15 protein-coding genes are annotated in these 19,623 nt (G+C 59.8%); 11 read left to right on the top strand and 4 right to left on the bottom strand.

What is annotated here, in order from left to right:
• The first annotated feature begins 253 nt into the window (after positions 1–253).
• From FBY36_RS19850 to FBY36_RS19805, 10 genes are all read left to right on the top strand, one after another.
• The gene (locus tag FBY36_RS19850) at positions 254–1,120 is read left to right on the top strand and encodes a hypothetical protein (protein ID WP_142122216.1); all 867 of its coding nucleotides are present in this window, start codon (positions 254–256) and stop codon (positions 1,118–1,120) included.
• On the top strand, positions 1,117–2,262 hold the full coding sequence (locus FBY36_RS19845) for a hypothetical protein (protein ID WP_142122215.1): 1,146 nt from the start codon (positions 1,117–1,119) through the stop codon (positions 2,260–2,262). The genes FBY36_RS19850 and FBY36_RS19845 overlap by 4 nt, the downstream gene beginning before the upstream one ends.
• Entirely contained in the window at positions 2,259–4,025 is a 1,767-nt protein-coding gene (locus FBY36_RS19840; RefSeq protein ID WP_142122213.1) for an Hsp70 family protein, read from the top strand. The genes FBY36_RS19845 and FBY36_RS19840 overlap by 4 nt, the downstream gene beginning before the upstream one ends.
• Before the next feature lies 1 nt (position 4,026).
• Positions 4,027–5,370 (top strand): hypothetical protein, encoded by a 1,344-nt coding sequence (locus FBY36_RS19835; protein ID WP_142122211.1) that lies wholly within the window; start codon positions 4,027–4,029, stop codon positions 5,368–5,370.
• A gap of 201 nt (positions 5,371–5,571) precedes the next feature.
• Positions 5,572–6,846 (top strand): hypothetical protein, encoded by a 1,275-nt coding sequence (locus FBY36_RS19830; RefSeq protein WP_142122209.1) that lies wholly within the window; start codon positions 5,572–5,574, stop codon positions 6,844–6,846.
• Positions 6,843–7,154 carry a hypothetical protein gene (locus tag FBY36_RS19825; RefSeq protein WP_142122207.1) on the top strand — a complete coding sequence of 104 codons (312 nt, stop codon included), beginning with the start codon at positions 6,843–6,845 and terminating at the stop codon, positions 7,152–7,154. Before FBY36_RS19830 ends, FBY36_RS19825 begins: the two co-directional genes overlap by 4 nt.
• Before the next feature lie 355 nt (positions 7,155–7,509).
• Entirely contained in the window at positions 7,510–12,324 is a 4,815-nt protein-coding gene (locus tag FBY36_RS19820; protein WP_160141913.1) for a sacsin N-terminal ATP-binding-like domain-containing protein, read from the top strand.
• A gap of 825 nt (positions 12,325–13,149) precedes the next feature.
• Positions 13,150–14,988: a choice-of-anchor L domain-containing protein gene (locus FBY36_RS19815; protein WP_142122203.1), complete on the top strand. Its 1,839-nt coding sequence runs from the start codon at positions 13,150–13,152 to the stop codon at positions 14,986–14,988.
• 216 nt (positions 14,989–15,204) lie between these two features.
• Complete coding sequence (locus FBY36_RS19810; RefSeq protein ID WP_235008912.1) at positions 15,205–15,447, top strand: DUF2188 domain-containing protein; 243 nt, start codon at positions 15,205–15,207, stop codon at positions 15,445–15,447.
• Positions 15,448–15,510: 63 nt separating this feature from the next.
• Entirely contained in the window at positions 15,511–15,837 is a 327-nt protein-coding gene (locus FBY36_RS19805) for a hypothetical protein (protein WP_142122199.1), read from the top strand.
• A 1,393-nt stretch (positions 15,838–17,230) separates the two neighbouring features.
• On the opposite strand, the gene FBY36_RS19800 is transcribed toward FBY36_RS19805, so the two are convergent.
• The 4 genes from FBY36_RS19800 to FBY36_RS19790 all read right to left on the bottom strand — a co-directional run bounded on the left by FBY36_RS19800 (position 17,231) and on the right by FBY36_RS19790 (position 19,189).
• The gene (locus FBY36_RS19800) at positions 17,231–17,431 is read right to left on the bottom strand and encodes a hypothetical protein (RefSeq protein WP_142122197.1); all 201 of its coding nucleotides are present in this window, start codon (positions 17,429–17,431) and stop codon (positions 17,231–17,233) included.
• A gap of 298 nt (positions 17,432–17,729) precedes the next feature.
• Positions 17,730–17,903 carry a hypothetical protein gene (locus tag FBY36_RS20610; protein ID WP_160141912.1) on the bottom strand — a complete coding sequence of 58 codons (174 nt, stop codon included), beginning with the start codon at positions 17,901–17,903 and terminating at the stop codon, positions 17,730–17,732.
• Positions 17,900–18,457, bottom strand: a complete 558-nt coding sequence (locus FBY36_RS19795) for a hypothetical protein (protein WP_235008911.1) — start codon at positions 18,455–18,457, stop codon at positions 17,900–17,902. Before FBY36_RS19795 ends, FBY36_RS20610 begins: the two co-directional genes overlap by 4 nt.
• 159 nt (positions 18,458–18,616) lie before the next feature.
• Complete coding sequence (locus tag FBY36_RS19790) at positions 18,617–19,189, bottom strand: hypothetical protein (RefSeq protein ID WP_235008910.1); 573 nt, start codon at positions 19,187–19,189, stop codon at positions 18,617–18,619.
• Between the two features lie 91 nt (positions 19,190–19,280).
• Here FBY36_RS19790 and FBY36_RS19785 point away from each other — a divergent pair, with 91 nt between their 5' ends.
• Positions 19,281–19,565: a hypothetical protein gene (locus FBY36_RS19785; protein WP_142122726.1), complete on the top strand. Its 285-nt coding sequence runs from the start codon at positions 19,281–19,283 to the stop codon at positions 19,563–19,565.
• Positions 19,566–19,623: the final 58 nt, after the last annotated feature.

The raw sequence follows: 19,623 nt of genomic DNA, 5'->3' as shown, positions 1-19,623 counted from the left end.
CGGCTACATGGAATTTCATGAGCCTACAGGTGAAGGTTCAAGTCCATTCGCGGAGCCCAAAGAGGTGACGTTTCCGTGTACGACCTGCGGGGTGGAGTTTTCAACGGCCCGGGATCTCCGCGTACACACTTTTGAGGGTCACCCCGTGCGACGTCCTGTTCTCGTTTTCAATGGGCGGGAATGCGGCAGGAGTCGGCTAATCATCACCAGCGAAACCATGCCGAAGGATTGGGTGATTCGCACAGCTGACGCTGTGAGCATCAATGGCAGGACAATTTCTATTGGAGACGCTGCAGAATTTCTGTCGTCTCAACGGAGCGGTGTTGTGGACGTGAAGCTTTCGAATCTGGATGTTGTGGAGACTTTCCAGTTCGAGTTCGCTCTGGCTGATATGGACGATCTTGACGGCGTTGACGCTGCCTTGGCGCGCCTGGTCGACGGGGGCGAGCTAAGCCGCAGGTCTATCGACGACTTCATCATGCGTTGTAAGCAACACCGCACTGCAGTCCGGTATCAGTCCGGTCTCGCAAACTACCTTTATGGCGTTCTGGCACGCGAGGATGCTGCTGGGGCAGAGGGTTCCGAGCGATCGGGTGAGGGCAGTGGCTATGAGGGCAAATACGATCAGGCTGTCGGAATTTTGAGAAGTTTCGATCGCCCTCCAGCAGAGGCCATATGTGGCATAGTCGCCTTTCACTACAACCAGTTCGAACGCGCCATGACGAAGACCAAGAGCCAACGCGTTGCGGAAGTGTCTCTACGCCTTCAGGCGCTCCTCAAAGGGGAAAGCTGGTCGCCCGATGCGCTGTCGCAGTCGCCACACCCGAGCCTAGATGTCGCGCTCAGCGACTCGATAATCGAACAAGTGCTCCGGTGGACCGCATTGCCACTTGACGGCACAGCAGGCGGTGACATGGCTGAGCTGGCTGCGAATATTGGCTCGCAACGACCATACGACGCGCTCAAGCTCCACCTGGTGTTGGCTGAGCACGCGCTGGCTGTAGGAGACCTCGCTGCGGCGCTGCGACATGCCGAAAGCCTTCGACACAGCCGTCTCAGCGAGAAATGGTACAGAAGTTTCCGACCTCGAGTTCAACGTCAAGGAGTTCTTAGAAAGTGACAACAGACGACGGACCCACTGGAGTTCATCCGACTGACGGCTCGCACTCGCTCCTTTCCAAGGAACCAGCGGCCACCGGCCCACAGCAGCCCAACCCGGGAAACAGCAGCAAGCGGGAGCGGCCCAAAACGATCCTCGCATTGATGGAATATGCCTACAGCGAAGCGGGACGAAAGCTAAATTTGTCGCGGAAGGATATATTCGAGCTGTCCGTACGGCCAGAGGATGAGCAAGCAGAAACCGATACTGTTCGGCAATTAGCGGGTAGAGATCTGCTATTCGCCGTCCCGCCGGCTTTATTGTCATCGCTGGCTGAGCTGGGATCAGAAACGCTTGTGCGTCGCCGCGTTCTCGATCTAGTTGTCGTGGCTTTCGCCAGCCACAAACTCTTCGAGGGGCGGATTGAGCACTTGACGGAGCAGCAGCCCTTGAAAAGGCTTACCGCCGAAGAGGTTAACCGTGCCGCCAAGCAGGTTAGATTCAGCGACTTGGGGCTGAAAGATGAATCCGAATTTACCGACGCAGGCCGGGAGCGGCTACGCACCAACGCGGTAACCGCTCTTGAGCTCTTCCGCGTTCTCCGCGATCGGTGGACTTCGCGGCAGTTCATCGAGGACATGAGCGCCACCGTCTGGGACGCTCCGGCACTGCCAAGTGCATACAAGACGGCTGCTGTTCTGGCGACAGCAAGGAATACAGAGGCACTGAGTCAGGTCTCACGGCACTTCGAGAGTGTTCTCCGTGATTCGAAGAGGGAAACAGAGAAGGCCATTTCGCAAGCTCGGGAGCAGGAGCTTCGTGCCATAAGGGCCGAGGGTTTGGGAAATAGACTGGCAACAGATCTAGAGAAGGTACGAGCAGATGCCGCGGAGCTGGCGGCCAGAGCCAACGAACTTGAGCTGCGGCTTTCCGTAGAGCAAAGCAACCGCGTGGTTGATAAGAGCCACCACGTCGATGACTATGAGGCTCTCAGAACGCAGGTGATTCGACGGCTCGCTACTCAGGCTGAGCTTTTAGGGGACGGGCTTCACGCCCTTCGCCATGGAAGCACAGGTGTAGCGGAGGAGTTTGTGGACAGGGCACTCACTGCAATCGGTGGTGAGGTCACGCGCCTTAAGGAACTGGATGGGGGAGTGCAATGATTGCAGGTTTTGATTTCGGAACGACTAACAGTCTGGTTTCTGTGGTGGTTGGCGACCGTGTTATTGACGTTTTGGACGATGAAGGCCTGCCGCACCCATCTGTCGTTCGATACGAGGGCGAGGAAGTCGTCGTCGGACGCGAGGCCCGCCATGCGCTTGAAGAAGTCGGTCTCGGCGTGTATGGCAACACCGTGCGCTCCCCGAAGTTTCTCCTAGGCGAGGAATCAGTGACTGTCGGAGGCGTCGACCGCAGCCCCATCGAGATTGTGGCAGATGTCATCCGCCACGTCCGTTCCGAATCACGGCGAAGCGGTCAGCGACAAGTGCTGGGCGAGCTGGACCGTGCAGTGGTTACGATTCCTGTGAACATGAACGGCCCGAGACGCGCGGCTCTTCGAGAAGCGTTCGCCCACGCCGGAATCTCTGTGGCTCAGTTTGTTCACGAACCACTTGCAGCCCTCTACGGCTACCTCCGCGGTGCAGCAGATACCGACAGCGAAATACGGGGCCTGATGCGACGCAACGTACTGGTCGTTGACTGGGGTGGCGGTACCCTCGACCTCACACTTTGCAGAATTGAGCCAGGGCGGATCCTCCAGCTCCGCAACGGGGGAACTGACACAGTCGGGGGCGACAAATTCGATGAAGTGATACGTGACGAGGTCGTCGCGCGATTCTCTACGAAGCACGGGATCTCTAAATCAGATCACCCCACGAAGGAAGCACGGCTCAGGCTGTTGCAGGATGCGGAACGGAACAAGATTGCACTCTCGGAGCGGCCGAGCGTCACTTTCTATCGTCCAGGCTACTTTCCAGAATCCGAGACCACACTTGAGTACCCGCTAACGCGGCAAGAGCTGGACGCAATTACACGACCTCTTGTGGCATCCGGCATCAAGGAGATTGAATCACTCCTTGACAGCGTCGGCATGGCACCCGCTCAAGTCTCACTTTGCCTGGTTGCCGGTGGTATGGCCGCGATGCCAAGCATTCGCAGCCGACTGCACGAACTCTTCGGGCCTGAACGAGTACTCGTCCCTGCGAACAGTGCCACGCTTGTTTCGCAGGGAGCGGCGCGCATAGCTCACGACTCACAGCGGCTGGTGCTGGCAAAGCCCATTGAGCTGGAAATGGCGCGTGGTTCACGCCTTCCATTGTTGAGGGCCGGAACAGCCATGCCGAATGATGGCGAGGTATGTCAAGACCGCTTTCACTTGTACTGCACCGACCCCACCGACGGCGCGGCAAAGTTCGCCATAGTGGCGCCAACTGAGCTTGCTGATCAACCCCAAGCCAGCGATCCGAGAACGTCTCTCGGCATGGTAGCCATTGCTGTTGACAAGACAGCACCACCTCTGGTCGAGCGGCTGGAACTAGACGTAAAGGTCGACGACAACCTCATCTTGTCTGTTAGCGCTATGTCCAAGCAGCGCGGCGACAAAGCACATGCGTCCTACTTTGACCTGGAGTTCGGCATCGGACTCCCTGGCAGCAATGACCTGGGACCAATTGATATTGCCGACACTGACGCCTATATACCCAATGACGGCCTTATCGCCCGTGCCAACGTAGCCGATCAACAGGATACGAGGCTGGTTCCCGGAGACGTGCTTTATCAGCATCGGCCTCATGCGTTTTCGAGGCTCCCTGGTCCGGACCAGGCCACGGATGAGCAACTCATCGAACACCTCTACTACAAGCCCTGTGCCGTCTGTAAGCGCAAATGGGGCGATCCCGCTTGTAGGTGCGCTTCGGTAGCCTGAAATGGCTTCTCAGCAAGTCGTTGTACGTATCCAAGATGGTGCGTCCGTAGTTGCGGAATTTGTTCGTCGACCGGTCCGATTAACTCCGGACGGATATGCCGGCATTGTCTACGAGGGCGCGGTGTACCCGTTGTTTGCCCACGACGTGGTCGACGTTTCCGGGGCATCGTGGGAAGTCGAGGACTGCAGCAGGTTCCTTTTCGCAGGAGCTTCTATCCCATACGCGCCGCAAATTGACGACCTCGGTGAGCAGCAAACCTTCCTAGGTTTCCACGGTGAGTGGGAGGTCGAGACCAATCGCTTTGGTCATTACCTTGTTTTTAACGCCCCTGAGCGACTTGCAACGGATGTCGTCGACGCACTCGAGGCCGGAGGTCTTTCGGTCCAGCGGTGGGACGTCAGCCATCGTCCCACAACCGAGGGGAAGTTCTACGACTGGTTTGCCCGGCTCCGGTTTATAGGGAGCCACGAAGAGGTCGTGGCTCAGATCTCCGCCGTCTTTTCGCCCGCCTCAGCCGAGCCAACAGCTGCGCCCGCTCCGGCACCTTCAGTCTCGCCGCTAGAGGATCTCGCAGCACAGGTCGAGCAATTGGTCGATCTGACGGCCGAACTCAGGGACCGTCTCAGCACCTCTGAGTCTGAAGTTTCGCTCCTAAGACAGCGGCTCACTTCCGCCTCAAGTCGGGAGTCAAAACTTTCCGACGATTTAGATCGGGCCCTAGATCATCAAAAGGCATTACAAGATCAGCTTGCAGAGCTGAGCCGTGATCCGCGGCAAGCTGCTGAAACGAAAAAACTCCTGAAACGTCAGGCCGAGACCGAAGAACTTCTTGAACTGGCGTTCGCGGAAAACTCCGAACTTCGTAGCAGCCTGGCGAACTATCGTGATCAGGCGGAGCAAGGCGACGTACGGATTTTGACGCTAGAGGCAACTGTGGTCGGCCTACAAGAACGGCTCCAAGAACTAGGGGAACACGAGCGAGAGCGGCGTAGACGTAACGTGACGGCCCGGGCACCTCGTCGTGGTGTTTCTGGATTTCTGGATGTGGCTTTCTCGCGGCTGACCTTTGTTCTCGACAGCATTGAAGTATTGGCCAACCTCGATTCATCAGCGTCTATGATGCGATCGCTGGTGCAGATTGATATGGGCGAAGTTGTGGGCAAGGATCTGGAAGGTATGCGCGGCTGGCGCGAGGTTTCGAAGCTTGGCACCGGTGTTGCTGGTAGTGAAGACATGGGTCGCATTTACTACAAGCCGGATGGCGACCGCGTGCTTGTCAGCGTGCACGTCAAGCAAGACGACAAGGAACAGCGCCGTCACATCGAGAAGCTTCGCTCCCTATGAGGGCGGTACCAACCACGGGCGGACTTGCAGTGGGAGCAGGTGTGGCCGGAGTGGTGCCGCGTGGCGGGCACGATGTTGCCGCCTCATGCGGGACACTGATGACGGCGCGCAGGGGACCCCGGGTTCCCCTGCCGCGAATTGAATTGCAGCGTTGATGGAAGGCTCAGGGTTGAGCCTGTGGTTTAGAGGGGGACAACGTAAATGACCGAAGGCGAAGCTGTCACGCTGGAGACACAGCTGGACGACGAGGAAGCGAACGCAGACATCGCGAAGGCGGTCAGTGCCCGTCACTCAATCGCGCGCAAATACGTCATGCGGATTCGGCGCCGGCGTCCTGAGGCGACCCCCGCAGAGGTAATCAGGCTGCTCGAACGTCACTACAGCACGTCAATTACGGCTGCAGGGGCCGCGATTACTGCGGGGTCGATCGCAGCTGAAGTTGGAATTGCCCTCATTCCGGGCGGGGGAGTAGCGGCCGCCGGTATCAAGACTGCAGGCAAGCAGGCCGCCAAGAAGACCGTGCAGGTAACCGCCAAGGAAGCGGCGAAAGTTGCGGCAAAGAATATGGCCATGGGTGCGGCAAAAAGCGGTGCGAACCGGATCGCGGCGCTGCTCCCGGCAGGAGATCAGCAGCTCCAATTTGAGCTCACAGCGATCTACGGCCTGGCCCTCGCCGACATCCATGGGAAGGCCCTTGACCAGGACCAGGCACATGCCCTGGTCTACGGGCTGACCAATGAGCGGGTAAGCCAGGAGCAGATTGCCATCATGGCCAAGGACGTCGCGGAGACTTCCCCCGACGGTGTGGTGGGCGTTGGCCAGAAATTTGCCGCCGCCGGCGGGGACTGGTCCCACTGGGCAACTACGCTGGCTGATACCTTGCCCAGCGGCGCCGCGCAAAGCCTCGTACGGACCATGCAAACGGGTCAGCTGGACACCGTGCGGGAAACCTTGAACGGAAAACATCAGACGGCGATCGAATACGGCGTGGGTGCGCTGACTGGCGGCGTGAGCCGCTTCGTGTTTGGCCGGGACGTCGTTGAATCCGCCCGTAAAGCATTCCCCGAGGCTCCGGCAGAGTTCCCGGCCCACCTTGCCCTGCAGATCGAATTGTCCGACGCCGACGACCAGGAATCCGAACCCAACCGGGCGCTTGCAGCCTTGGAGGAGGCAGCGAAGTCCACGGGAAGCTGGATCACTGGGACGGCCAGCACAGTTGGAGAAGGGGTGGCAACCGGTGCCTCCGCCGTGAGCTCGGGGGTGGCAAGCGCTGCCGCTGCGGTGTCCCGCCCGTTCCGTGCCGTAGATGTGGACGGCGACGGTATTCCGGATGAGCCGCAGGCCCTCAGCGCGGTCAAGGGCCTCGGTGGGGCACTCGCTGGAGCCACGGGCGCGGCGGGTGGAAAAGTCGCTGGTTTGTTTAAGTCGCGGAAGCGAGACACGGCAGACACCCCGGAGAGAGCGTCCCAGGAATGAATTCAGACGCTCGTAGTGCCGAACTGGCCGCGGCCATGGAAGCTAGCTTTTTGAAGAACCACTACACAGGTGAGCACTGCCACAGCCTTGCCGACGCATACATGGCTTCTCTGGCCGAGAGTTCCCTACCTGAGGACGTAGAGGCGCGCAAGGAATACAACGACCTCGTTGCATGGTCCCTGAATACCAACGCGTCGCCGGGAGAAGTCGTGAGGACGTTCAACTACATCCGTGTTAAGGCGGTTCGAGTTGCCATGAAAGCGGCCCAAAGGCGCGGCGAGGTCGGCCAGCACGACTTCCTTTATTAGGCCGCACGGCCCCAACTATCACCCAGCCGGACAATCCAGCCTGCCAAGAGGCCGCTGCGTTGGAGCTCAGCCAGGGACGGTCTCCGGGGCCCGCAACTTTCGAATGATCGAGATATGAGCGCCCTCCCTTAACCACCCGCAGTAACCACATTGCGATCCGCCTTCGCGTTCATGCTCGCATCTGAGGGCCGGAGTTATACGTGAGCGACTAGTCCATCGCTAGCGAGTTAGACGTTCCAGGAGGCTGGTCCAATCCACGGGCATACCTAGTAGGGAGTTTTGACACAAGCGCAAAACTCCGAACCCTCGCGAGGTCGACCCACATTTTGTCGGGACCATGTGGTGGAATACGTACGTGACTGCGACGACGCCCCTGCCCGATGACATCCTCGAGCGCATTTGCCGTGAGAACCTCGCTGTGTACCGGGAGTCACAGGGCCGGCTCCTGGAGGACGTCAGCCAAGAGGCGCAGGTCGCCCATGACTATCGCGGGCGTCTCGTGTATGAGCTCCTCCAGAATGCGGATGACGCGCTGGTGGGCGTTGCGAGGACTGAAGACAGGGTTTTGTTTCGACTCACCGACAGCGAGCTGTGGGTTGCCAATACGGGGCGCCCCTTCACAGAGGCCGATATTCGCGGATTGTGCGGCTTGGGAGCCAGTTCCAAGGCGCAGTCCGGGGGCCCTAAGCGCGCCAGCATCGGTCACAAGGGGTTGGGCTTCAAGTCGGTCCTTGAAATCACCGACAGCCCAGAGGCCTACTCCGAGACGGTGTGTTTCCGATTGGGGCGGGAGCAGGCGGAAGCGCAGGTGTCTCTGCTCTGGAAGGAGTTTGACCGCGGCAAGGTCCGCGGGGTGCCGGCGATGCGCTTCCCGTGGGCGATCGCCGAGGGGCACGAGACCTGGGACCAACTGCGTGCAACCGGCTATCACAGCGCGTTTCGATTCCCGTTCCACGAACGGGTTAGCTCCGAACAAAAGGCAGCACTCGCGCATCAATTATTGAACCTGCCGATGACCAGTGTGCTCTTCCTCAAGCACCTTGAAGAAGTGGTCATTGAGGTTTCGACCTCCAGCGAGGAGTCAGACCGTCAGTGGCTCCTGGAGAGGCACCGAGTGACTTCCTCTGGCGCCGAGCGGTGTGTTGGCCTGACGGAGTCGGGCCTTTTCAGGGTCGACTTGGTTAACCGTGAAGGTAAGGGCGACAGTTACTGGATCGCTCACGACGGTAACGTGCGAATCGGCGATCACCGCGACGGCTTGACTGGGCCGGCATGGGAGGGCGTGGACGTCAGCGAAGTGTCGGTCGCGGTCCGGGATGCCGACGACCCACGGGTCAGGCCGGAGGACCGCAGGTTTCACGTCTTCCTGCCTACCCAGGAGGCTTCATCCTGCTCGTTGCTGGTCAACGGGGCCTTCACGACTGACCTTTCACGGCAGCACATTCAAGTCGCGGACACCGAGTCGAACTACAACGGGTATCTCGTACGTTGCGCAGCCGAGACATTTGTGCGGATGCTCATGCCTCACCTCCTTGCCGAGGGTGGCCCCCGTTACGTCCTGCGAGTTCTGGATCGAGGCGAAAGCGATTCCGGGTCGGCAGGCGGACTCCTCGCCGAGGCCATTGCCAGGGCAATGACGGGTGTCCGTTTCCTGCCCTCAGGACCGAATGAACTCGCCCTCAATGAGGCGGTTTTTCCATCGCACGTTCTTGGAGCGGAGGGCTCCGCCTTCGCTGCCTCCCTCAAGCCGGACTGCGTCCTTGAAGGAAGACAATTCCCTGATCCGGAGTTGTGTGAAGGCACGCTTGCCAGGGTGTGTGCGGCCTACGGGTCAGTGGCGCTGAGCCCGATTGACTCACTACGCGCCCTTGCGCACAATCTCGACACGGGGAAGACAGCGTTGAGGCCAAGCCTCGACGCTCGTTATCAGGTTGACCCAGTGCTTGATCTTTGTGCACTCCTCTGGGAACGATCGGACGCGGCGGATCGCCAAGCCCTGGAGGAGAGCGCCCGGCTGGAACCGGTCTTCCCTGTCGGCGAAAACGACGATGGAACCGTTAGGCGGATAGCACTGCGAGGTGAAAGTGCGTTTTACCCGCCGCGCTCTTCCGCAGAGGAACTTCCCCTCCGTAAGTTACAGTTCCTCGCACATGGGGTCTGCTGGGGCACGCTCGGCAGGACCGAACAGAGGTCGGTTCTGGAGCGCCAGATGAAGGCGTGGGATGCACTCTTTGACGTCAAAGAGTTCCGCTTCGAGGAGGTAATGCGCGCTGCGGTCCTCCCAGGACTAACGCGCACGGCAGGGTCCGATGCTGAGTTGCGAGAGTCAAACCGCACCATCGAAACGCTCGCCACGATATGTCGATTGGCCGGAAAAACCACCAAATCCGATCAGCCTCTTCCCATGGGCCGGCTCGGTTCGGATCGAGCGTTCTTCAATCTCAGTCGCCTTGATGTTCCGTGTCGTGCCGATGACACCGGGGAGTTGACCTGGGCACCGGCCCATCAGGTTTACTTCGGAAGCGACTGGGTTGGCGATGACTCTGTGGAGCCGATCGTTGAAGCAATGGCCGATGCGGGCGAGGTCTTGCAGGTCCGATTCCTTGCATCGCCCGACGTGTTCGCCGAGTTCTCTGCCAGCATCGGTGTCAACGAGGATGACGACGCGAGTCCAGCGACAATCGATCCCGACGAGGGAGAAGTTGACCTAGATGACGACACCGACGAAGCACTTGAAACCACCATCGATGATCGCTGGCGCAACTTTTTCGCTTGGCTCGGAGTGAGCCGTGGTTTGAGACTGATCCACTTTCACGATGTTGACGACACCGGGACCGGGTGGACAAACACTAAGGGTCTCGGTCTCCCTGGTGGATGGGCTTTCTCGGGCTTGGACAAGGTCTGGTCCGAATACCAATCGGATCTCGTCGGCGCACTTGCGTCCCATCCACGGTGGGAGCAGACGGATCACTACCTCTATCAGGTTCACAACCTTGATCGGCTCGACGAGATCGCGAGAGTCGCCCTCCGTAGGGACACCGACGTGGCCGAGAAGCTGCTCGACCACCTCGTTCGCAACTGGAACACCTACGCCCGCCACACCCAGGCCAAGCTGGCATTCGTCGGAGCCGGCAAATGGCCGTCGTCCCGCACGGCTCCTCCGCGAGCAACGTCGGAAGAACTCGTTAATGCTGGCCCAGATCTATGGCTCTACCGCCTTCGTCACCACGCGATCTGCCCCACTAGTCATGGTCCGCGGCGTCCAAACCAGAGTTGGCGTCGATCCGAGGAGCTTGTTCGTCGTCTGGGCCGCAGCGGGCGCGACGCCGATGTCTACCTTCCCGTCCTCAAACAACCGACTGGGGTGCCGGCGTCCACACTCCGCGCTTGCCTCGACGAACTGCAAGTCCGCGGTGAGCTTACTCCGGCCGCGTTCAATGCCGAGGATGCGCACGATCTCTGCGTACGCATTTCGCAACTCTACCCGGCGGGCATCACCGACCAGGCGCTGCGCTCGGAACTGCGGCCGATCTACCGACAGATGTTCGAACTCCTGGTCGGTAGCACTGTGAACAACGGGGCGCCACTTATTGACACCCCGCTTGCCGCTCGCACTGCGGCTGGGTACGAGTTCCTCAGCGCGCGAGACGTGGTGTACGCGTCGGTGTCTGGCAGCCGAGAACGGAGCGGTGTTCAAAACAAGGTGCCGTTGTTCGTTCTTGAGGCCGAGCCGGGAGCGCTTCGTCCGCTCCGCGAGCTCTTCGGGACCCCACTCCTTGAGAGCGCGTTGGAGTGGTCGGCGAGGCCGGGCGAGACTCCTCTTGAACCATCCGGCCTCGGCACTTTCCGCCAAGGACTCCGAGACCTCATCCCACCGCTACTCGCCCGTCTAAGTGCCGATCGAGCTGACCGGAGTAGAGCCGACCAGCGGGTCTTGACTGAATTCGCTGAGAAGTTGGAACTCGTGGAGTCGCTGAATCTCCGTTGTTCATTCGGAGGGCAGGACCTCGGTTACATTCCCCAGCGGACGTACTACGTGCGGCGCTCCGAGGAATCAGGATTTCAAGGTTTCGCCGTGTGGTCCGGCCCGGCGTGGCCGCCGATAGCAGAGGACGCTCATACCTTGGCCTTGGCTCTTGCGGAGACCTTGGAGGTCAACACTGTCGAGACCTTTTTATCGTTCATCAACGCAGACCGCGCGCAGCGACAGCAACTGCTCGATCTGGCCGGCGCCGCGGAGAAGCTGGAGGAGGTGCAGCAAGACCTTGCCGATCTCGGAGGTGACGCCTATCAGGTCGATCAACTGGCAAACCGCGTTGAAGGCCACGAGCTCGACACGACAGACGGCGAGTCAACAGAAGCGGCCACCGGGCAAGCAGACCGAACCCCTCCCGCTCCGACCCGTGCTGCACCACGAATCCCGCTGCACCGCTACGAGGACCTTCTGATAGAGGGAGAACTCATCCGTATCGAGGGAACAGGACCCAAACACGAGACCCAAGGAAAGAACGGTCAACCCGGGGCGGCAAGTGACGGACATGGCGACCAAGGGGGTGGTTCTGAAGGCGTGCCAAGGGCAGCCGCCGGCACCGACCTGAACGAACTTGACCGTCTTGGCATGCGTATATCCTTCGCATTCGAGGAGCGACGATTCGCCGGGCAGAAGACCGTCGTACTCCCAGGGGAGACGCCCTCTGAGAATGCGGACGTGCTCATCGTCGACGTCAGCTCGCCGGAGATGATCGTAGCCGCCATCGAACAGTCCACCGTGGTCGGCCAAGTGTTTGACCAGCTCGCTGAGCAGGGCATCAGCGAGCTCTACCCCGGCTTCGACGTCCTGACCATCCAGGGTGGTTCAATCGATCGAATGATTGAACTGAAATCGTCCGGAGTCGACGCACAAGTTCAAGCCATGAGTTGGAACGAGTGGAAGACGGCCGGGGGCGAATTAAGAAATCGCTTCTGGCTCTATCTCGTTGGCAATCTTCGCGCCGATCTCGAAAACGCCCCACCCTTCGTGAGAGCCGTGCAAGACCCTTTCGGGACACTTGCCTCTTCAAAATCGGAAGACGTCATACGCAAGCGGACTGTTCAACTCCGAGTACGCGAGTTCGCAGCTGCAGATCAACTCACCCTGGAGTTGCGACATGAGAAAGGTGCCCCAAACTAGGACTACAGGTCAGCAGGATGGCAAAGTCAGCATTGTGCCTCCCCCCCGAATTCCTGCAGCGAGTTCCATTCCCGGAGGGCCTCGCTCAAGTTTGCGTGCCCGATTTCTCTTGAACTTCAGGCTGTGGCTACACCGCAAACTTCCAAATCAACTGACCACGTTTGCGTGTTCACAAGTACGTGTTTAGGCAGGAACAGGCCGTTCCTTGTTGAAAGTCTCGTCCGCAGGGGCCTACAACTCACGTCAAAAACAGCTGGTGTGTGAGATCGGGAGCTAGTTGGCTCCGGAACCTGCGGACGAGCCCTATGCGAACCGTCGCAGGCCTCGTGCTGACCCCCCTGAACCAGGGCCCCACCGTCGCTTCCGGGTAGCCCCGTACAACTCCACGCCGCGCCCCACGGGCAACGTGCTGTTGGATCCGTACAGGGAAACCAGGTACCTGCAGAGCCTGGCCGAGATCGGCCTGATCGAGCTGCTGGTCCGCGAGAACGTCTAAACGGCGCCAAAAGTGGGCCGCACCCACGGAGGGTGCGGCCGACTCCTTTTTTGGAGGTGCGTAACAATCCACACCGATGCAAGGAGTCGGGTCGTCAGCCCCATCATGTGTAGCCCCTATACCCCTAATGCGACGGAGGGTAGCTGTTATCCCCTCCCACCCGATGCCTGGCCTATATCCTCATCCCACTAATTCCGTCCAACGAGGCAATAGGAACCCCGCCCGAGAACGTCTTAGAGAGAGGCTTCTCGAGGCTTTTGAGGCTTGATACAAATGACCAATGTAGTTGCTCATACAAAGGGTGTGGACATGAGTGATAGAAGAAATCCATGAAAAAGGCAACGCCCACCTCCGGTCCGCTGACCCGTCGGGCCTCCATTTTTGGAGTAGTCCTCTCTTTAATGTCAGCGGCGTGCGTCAGTCTGGCAACACCAGTTGCAGCCAGCACTGACACCGGAGCGTCGCCCTTGCAGCTCGCCAACGCCCTAGCGTCCGACGCGAGCGTGATTACCGGCGCCAGCTATGTCACTGTCCCGCCCCAAGGGACACCCAATGCCGTCATGACCACGCCGCTGGCCGGGTTCCCGAAGTCGGGCAACAGCTACACACTGTTGACGACAGGCAATGCAGCCCTGGCCGATCAACCAAACACCTCAGGAGGTTCGGGGCAAAACATCGCCGGTGGAAACGTACGTGGCAACACCGACCTCGATGTAACCATCCTCAAAATCGACTTAAACGTCCCCAGCAACGCCAATTGCCTCGTCGGCATCGACTTTCGGTTCCTTTCAGACGAGTACCCGGAGTACGTTGGCACCTCCTATAACGACGCATTCATCGCTGAGCTGGACAAGTCGACGTGGACCACCTTGGGTACTTTGATCAACGCTCCGGACAATTTCGCGTTTGACCCGCAAGGAAACCCGATCACCATTAATGCCGCGGGGGTAACGTCCATGTCGGCTACGGAAGCCGCAGGCACCACCTACGACGGCGCGACGCCTGCCCTCAGTGCAGCAACGCCCATCAGTCCCGGAGCCCATTCGTTGTACCTTTCTATTTTCGACCAGGGCGACCACAACCTAGATTCGGCCGTCATGCTGGACAACCTTAGAGTCGGGACAGTGGCCAACGTGGCAACCGACTGCAAGCCGGGAGCGAAGCCTGTGGATCCGTCCCGCTATGTCGCCCTTGGCGATTCGTACTCGGCCGGTGAGGGCAACCCGCCCTTTGCCTCCGGGACGGATCAGCCTACCGACACGAAAACCGGTCAAGAGGAGAACCGATGCCACCGATCTGCGGCAGCGTATCCGGTGCTGATGAGTGGCAAATTAGGTGTTCCGGTCGGGAAACACTGGGCCTGTGCCGGCGCAGAGATCCCAAATTTTTACCACGGACAGTGGAACGAAGTCGCCCAACTCGACAGAATCGCCCTTGAGGGAAAAACAGACCCGAGCGTGAAGCTTGTCACGCTGACCATCGGGGGAAATGATGCAGGTTTTGCAGACGTGCTCGGCGCATGCATTAAAGCTGTTGATGCTCGAATTGATCCCTTTCATCCCGCATGCCAAAAGTACGACCATGATGTAACGAATGCCATCATTGCGCTCGGTTCCGGAAAGCAGAACGTTTGCAATCTTCCCCCTTTGAAGGGATGCGGGGTGCCCTCTCTGCATGAAGTCTATGCACAGATCATGGCGAGGGCCCCACAAGCTCGTATCGTGGTCGCTGGGTACCCTCATCTATTCCCGAAAGTACCTCCCGCGACATGCTACGTTGGCTCGACGGCCTTTCTTAGCCAAGGCATACCACTCTCGTTCACCAAGGCTGACATGACTTGGATGAATAAAATGAGCGATTTACTGAACCAACAGATCAGGGATGAAGTAGCCGTAGCCGACCCAACACAGCAACGAATTTCATTCGCACCGGTTGTAGATGCCTTCGGCGGTCACGAAGTATGCTCAGCAGGCTCTAAATCCAGCGATGCTGATTGGATCATCGGCGCCAAGGTTGACTACTACCAATCTTCAAGCTTGGTAAGCATCCTCCTCGCAAACGGCGCAAAGCCCAGTCCATTCAGCTTCCACCCCAAAGCTCCAGGCCAAAAGGCGTATTGCCGGGCTGTGCGTAAGGCGATAGGAGGGGACACCACGTCATGCGGTTAGGCATTTGACCGTGTTGCAAAAGCCCCGGCCGGATATGAAGTGGTCCCTGAAAGTTGGACTCGTAAATGTGCGAGGTTAACTCTAGCGGCTAGCATCCGGCTCTTCATGGAAGTCCCCTTCCCGCTGAGCTGCTCCCCGGAAGTCAAAACTGAATTTTTCAGTCTGACTTTCGGGGAGCAGTTCAAATCGTGTTGCGGGGCTTTTCGCTACCCGCGATTGAAGGAGAACGCAGTGGCACAGGGTGAGATCGAGACTTTCTGGGAAGACAGCGCCTGGAAGAACCGCCGTGAGGGCACTAATGGCGCGTTCGGTGCCGGATACAGCATTAAGGACGAGGCGATCGTCGCCGGCCGCGAGGCCGTACAGTCCGTCACGGTCGAGCACGTCATCAAGAACCAGGACGGGACGATCTCCGAAAAGAATAGCTACGGCCACGACCCACGGAACATCCCGGGCTAAACCGTTCGGCCGACCAGGGCGAGGCGTGGCACCGCCCTGGTCGGCCATACATAGGATGACGTCATGCCAGAACACGAAGTCACCATCCGCAACAGCGTGCCCAACATCCTCGCGAACGAGGCGTACGGGCCCGATTGGCAGGGCAGCCAGGACGTCATGGTCGTCAACACCCCTGGCGGGACGTCCACACACCTTGCCCTTAAGTCTTCACAGAGCTCCGGCACGCTGTGCGGACAGCATGTGGCCCGGGTGGCGAGGGCATGGTTCCTGCTGAGCGGCTGCAAGAAGTGCTCCAAGGCAGCCTTGAAGCAGGGCATCGCGGTCATCACCGACACGGATGGCACCCTGATTGATCTTGCGACCCACACCGAGGCCACGCCTCCGGCCTAGGATTTCTAGATGACATTCCGCGCGGCCGTCATGGGTGATTTTTACGGCCATATCTAACATTTGCGGGCTGTCACTCGGACCTCGAAAGACGCCGGGATCGATCTGCTGCTCGGAGTGGCGGCGTGGGGTTAGACTTTCCGGGAGCGTTGCGTGGGAAGACGGAGAAACGAATGCGCCTCCTCCTTCAGGAGAACGGTGTCGAATTCCTCTGGGCAATCGGCAACCACGATAACCACCGGTCCGCCAGCGAGCTCAGGACGAATCCCGATGGCACACGCGGGATCTCCGGCCGCAACTCCCACCTGCCCAACGGCACCGTGCTTGAGCGCGATGGGGTTCGCATCGGGGCCTGGGCGGCGCCCACAGCGTCGACCGGAAGTATAGAACCGAGGGCCGCAATGGATTCCTGAAGCGATCACAAAAATATGCACAATGCGGGAAGCCAGACTGAGGCGCCGGAACGGCGCCGCAGCGGATGCAGCAAAACTGCTGAACCGTACCCACAAACTTCCATTTCCTCGTGCCACTATCCGGCTGCTGGTCGGACCAGCTTTCTGCGGGATTCCGCCGAGACGTTGATGGAAGTTCTTCCAACAAGGGCTGCGTCTCACACCGGCTTTCGTTATCATCAAAGGACGCTGTTCCTAACGGCCCCGCACGTCCAGTGCGGGGCCGTTTCAGCGTCGAGGATACTTCAGCGCCCATGGCTGTGATTCCCTTGAAACCGAACTCCCGCCGCGAATAGCCAGCCGAAATGACAACAAGCAGGCTGTCCCATTTGGCTTCCAGATCATCACGCTGGACTCCGATGGCGGAGTTATCGAGATTGCCGCCAGTCCAGCGACGCTTCAGAAGATCCAGGACACCGTCGAACCGGTATCCTCGTAGCCAGCCCGCCACAAGATCCGGTCAAGCACCTTGCCTGGGCCGGGAGTCGGTGGTTCATTTCAGTCATGCAAGCCGCGCAGAAAGATCCTCGGGCAAGGAAGTCTGCGGCTTCCACAGAGGAAGCCCGACGAAAGCTCACACGCATCGAGTTCTGGTCACGGCCGTTCTTGATCATCTTCGGGGTGTGGAATGTTATCCCAAACATCTCCTTGCCTTGGCTGATCGTAAAAAATGGGCGTCCAGACCATATTCGTCATCGTTCTCGGAACGGCTGCGATCCGGTTCTCGCTCTGGCAGCGCGACGAATACTGGCGGGAACGCGGGAGGGATCCGAAGCACCCGGAGCGGTTTCCGAAGGGCCCGACGGGCGGGACAAAGGACTAAAGGCAGCTGCGCAGGTACTCGTCCACGTCGGCCCAGACTTCTTCGTCAGGCCTTTTGGGTTGGTAGTAGCTGGTCATTTCGTCCCAGAGGATGTTCAAATCCTTGGCCTATGGAGTGTTGCTCATGTTGCTTCTGTCAGCGCTAGAGCCCACCATGACCGGATGTCGTCCGAATCGTCGTGGTCAGCGCCGGCCAGCAGACGCAGGCTCTCCGAGTAATGTCCATCCGCCAGCCACTGGGCAGCGATGCCAGGCAGCTCCTCGACGCTGATCAGCGCGGCATCGAATAGGGCAGCGGCCTGCGTCGGCGTGGGTGTGTTCAAGACTCATCTGTTGGGAGCTGTCCCATATCTGGCCGCCGGACGCGTCGGATGAGGATGCGCACGATCCGGAGTATGAAGTAGAGGATCAGTAGGCCCGATATGACCGCCACGACGTTTGCAGCCGATGACCCGATAATTGGCCCGCTTGCGCAGTAGCTCTCTCCCTGTCCTGGCGCGTAGTCGACGCAATGGCCGACCTGCATGACGGACCAGGGCAAGAGGAAAACTACGACGGCCAAAATTCCAGTCATCCAAGGCCAAAGCTGGCTCCAGGGCCATGAAGGCTTTTCCCGAGTTCTCATCGCCGGAACTGAGATATGGGTTTGTTGTTGTCTTCACCAGCATGCTTCCGCCCCTCGTCGGCCTGGAGGATGCCGTCACGGACGGCGGCGCGGATGACGCCGTAGAGGACGTAGAAGAAGACCGCCGCGAAGACCACGAGCAGGACCGGGTTGTCCAGGGCCATCGTCACTGGGTGTCCTCCGGCCAGTACTTCCGGGCACCGGCGGCGGCGTTCCGGAGCTGGGCCCCGTCGAGGACGATACTGCTTTCGGGCATGCCCATGTCGGTCCACTGGGCGACCAGCCGCAGGTCCCCGGCCGGCGGCAGAGGCCACTGCCACACTTCGCCGTTTGCGGACATGTCGTCTTCCCTGCCGTTGCCGCCCCTGGGCCGGTAGTCGAAGACCGGCCCATCAGGTTCCTGGTCCATCGACTTGGGCGCGTACATCGCCAGCGACGAGCTGCTGGCCTTAGTACCGTCGGGCAACTGCACTCCGAGCAGAAGCACAGACTCGGCAGACATCCCGCCGTCGCGCACCTGCGGCGCCGGACGGTGAAACACTGCGTTGAGCTCCGCCCACTTCCGGTCTTCCTGGTCTGTGCGGCAGAGCATCCAGGTCAGGTCAAAGTTGCATCCGGTGGAGTAGACCTTCACGGCCTCAATGGCCAGGACGAAGGTTGGGGATTGGTAGACGAATCGTCCCACAGGAACGATTGCCGGCAGTTCGTAACGGGGCGGTGCCACCCAGGGAGGTGGTGTGAACTGAGGGGTCCGTGGGCGGGGAGGTGGCGCGGGTATTGAGTAGTCCTGAAAGAAGGTCACGGTCGTCGCTATGGCACGGATACCAAACCTGGGAGTGAGTTCATGATCCCGCCGGTGCGGTGGAGAAGCGGAGATCGGGCCTCAGCCGGTCACCCGTACTCCGCCCACGGCCCCCGTTCTGGGCGTGTCTCCGGGGTCGGGCAGGGAGAGGTGTGCGGAAACGTAGCCTTGTTGAAGCGTGATGACCTGGGACATAGTTCCTGGGCAGTCGACTGTGAGCTCGACGGGCCAGAGCGTGACCGTCGGGTGCTCCTGCCGGATGAAGATCGTGGCGCTGGCGGCGCCCACGCAGGCCGCTGTGACCGTGTACTGGCTCGCCGCCGGCACCTTTTCGCGCCCGCCGAAGCCCCTGGCAGGGCCGTCCATTGGACCTTCTTCGAAGAGGAGGACTGGCCCGGGTGCGACCTTCAGGAGCGCGTCCAAGTCCTGGTAGTTTCTCGCCTCGCGCTGAAGGACCAGGGGATCGGTGGGCCGTGCGGCTGATTCCGTAATCAGTGACCGGTCAGTTGTGTCAGGGCGATTGTCTTGGCCTGTCTGGGTGCCCGCTGGATCCGGGTAGTCATAGGAGCATCCGGCAGCGCCTGGCACCAGCACCAGCAGGCACAGGGGAAAGGTCAGCCTGCGGAGGGTGCCCTTCATGTCCACGCTTCCCATAGTCGCCACACCTGCTGCTCAAAGCAACAGCCCCAAGGACACACCCGCCGTCGTCCGCAAGACTGTCAGCCCCCGGGAGGAAGATGAAAGTATGACGGCTCCAGCGGTGGAGGCAGCGATCCATGAACTGATGGATCTCGCCTGGAATCTTGTCTATGACCTGCTTGAGGAGCGGGGACTGCTCGGTGACGGGTTGTTCGTCGAGGAGTACACCGGGATCCATTCCTGGGTGGAAGACCTTAGCCGCTACACGGTGGTCCATTCCCGGACGGTCGCGGTCCTGTTCGTGGACACCCGGCCCGTGGACGCCATCGCCTTCCACCACGACCTCCTGGGTGCCGACGACCCGAGGGCCTTCTTCACGATTCCGGGGTAAGGAAGGCCGGCGCTTCACTTCGTATTGGCTGTTCTTGCCCTTCCGATGCGGAACAAAT

The organism is Arthrobacter sp. SLBN-122 (assembly GCF_006715165.1).
Classification (GTDB): Bacteria; Actinomycetota; Actinomycetes; order Actinomycetales; family Micrococcaceae; genus Arthrobacter.
The sequence above is the reverse complement of the archived record's forward strand: the minus strand, read 5'-3'. Positions and strand labels throughout refer to the sequence as shown.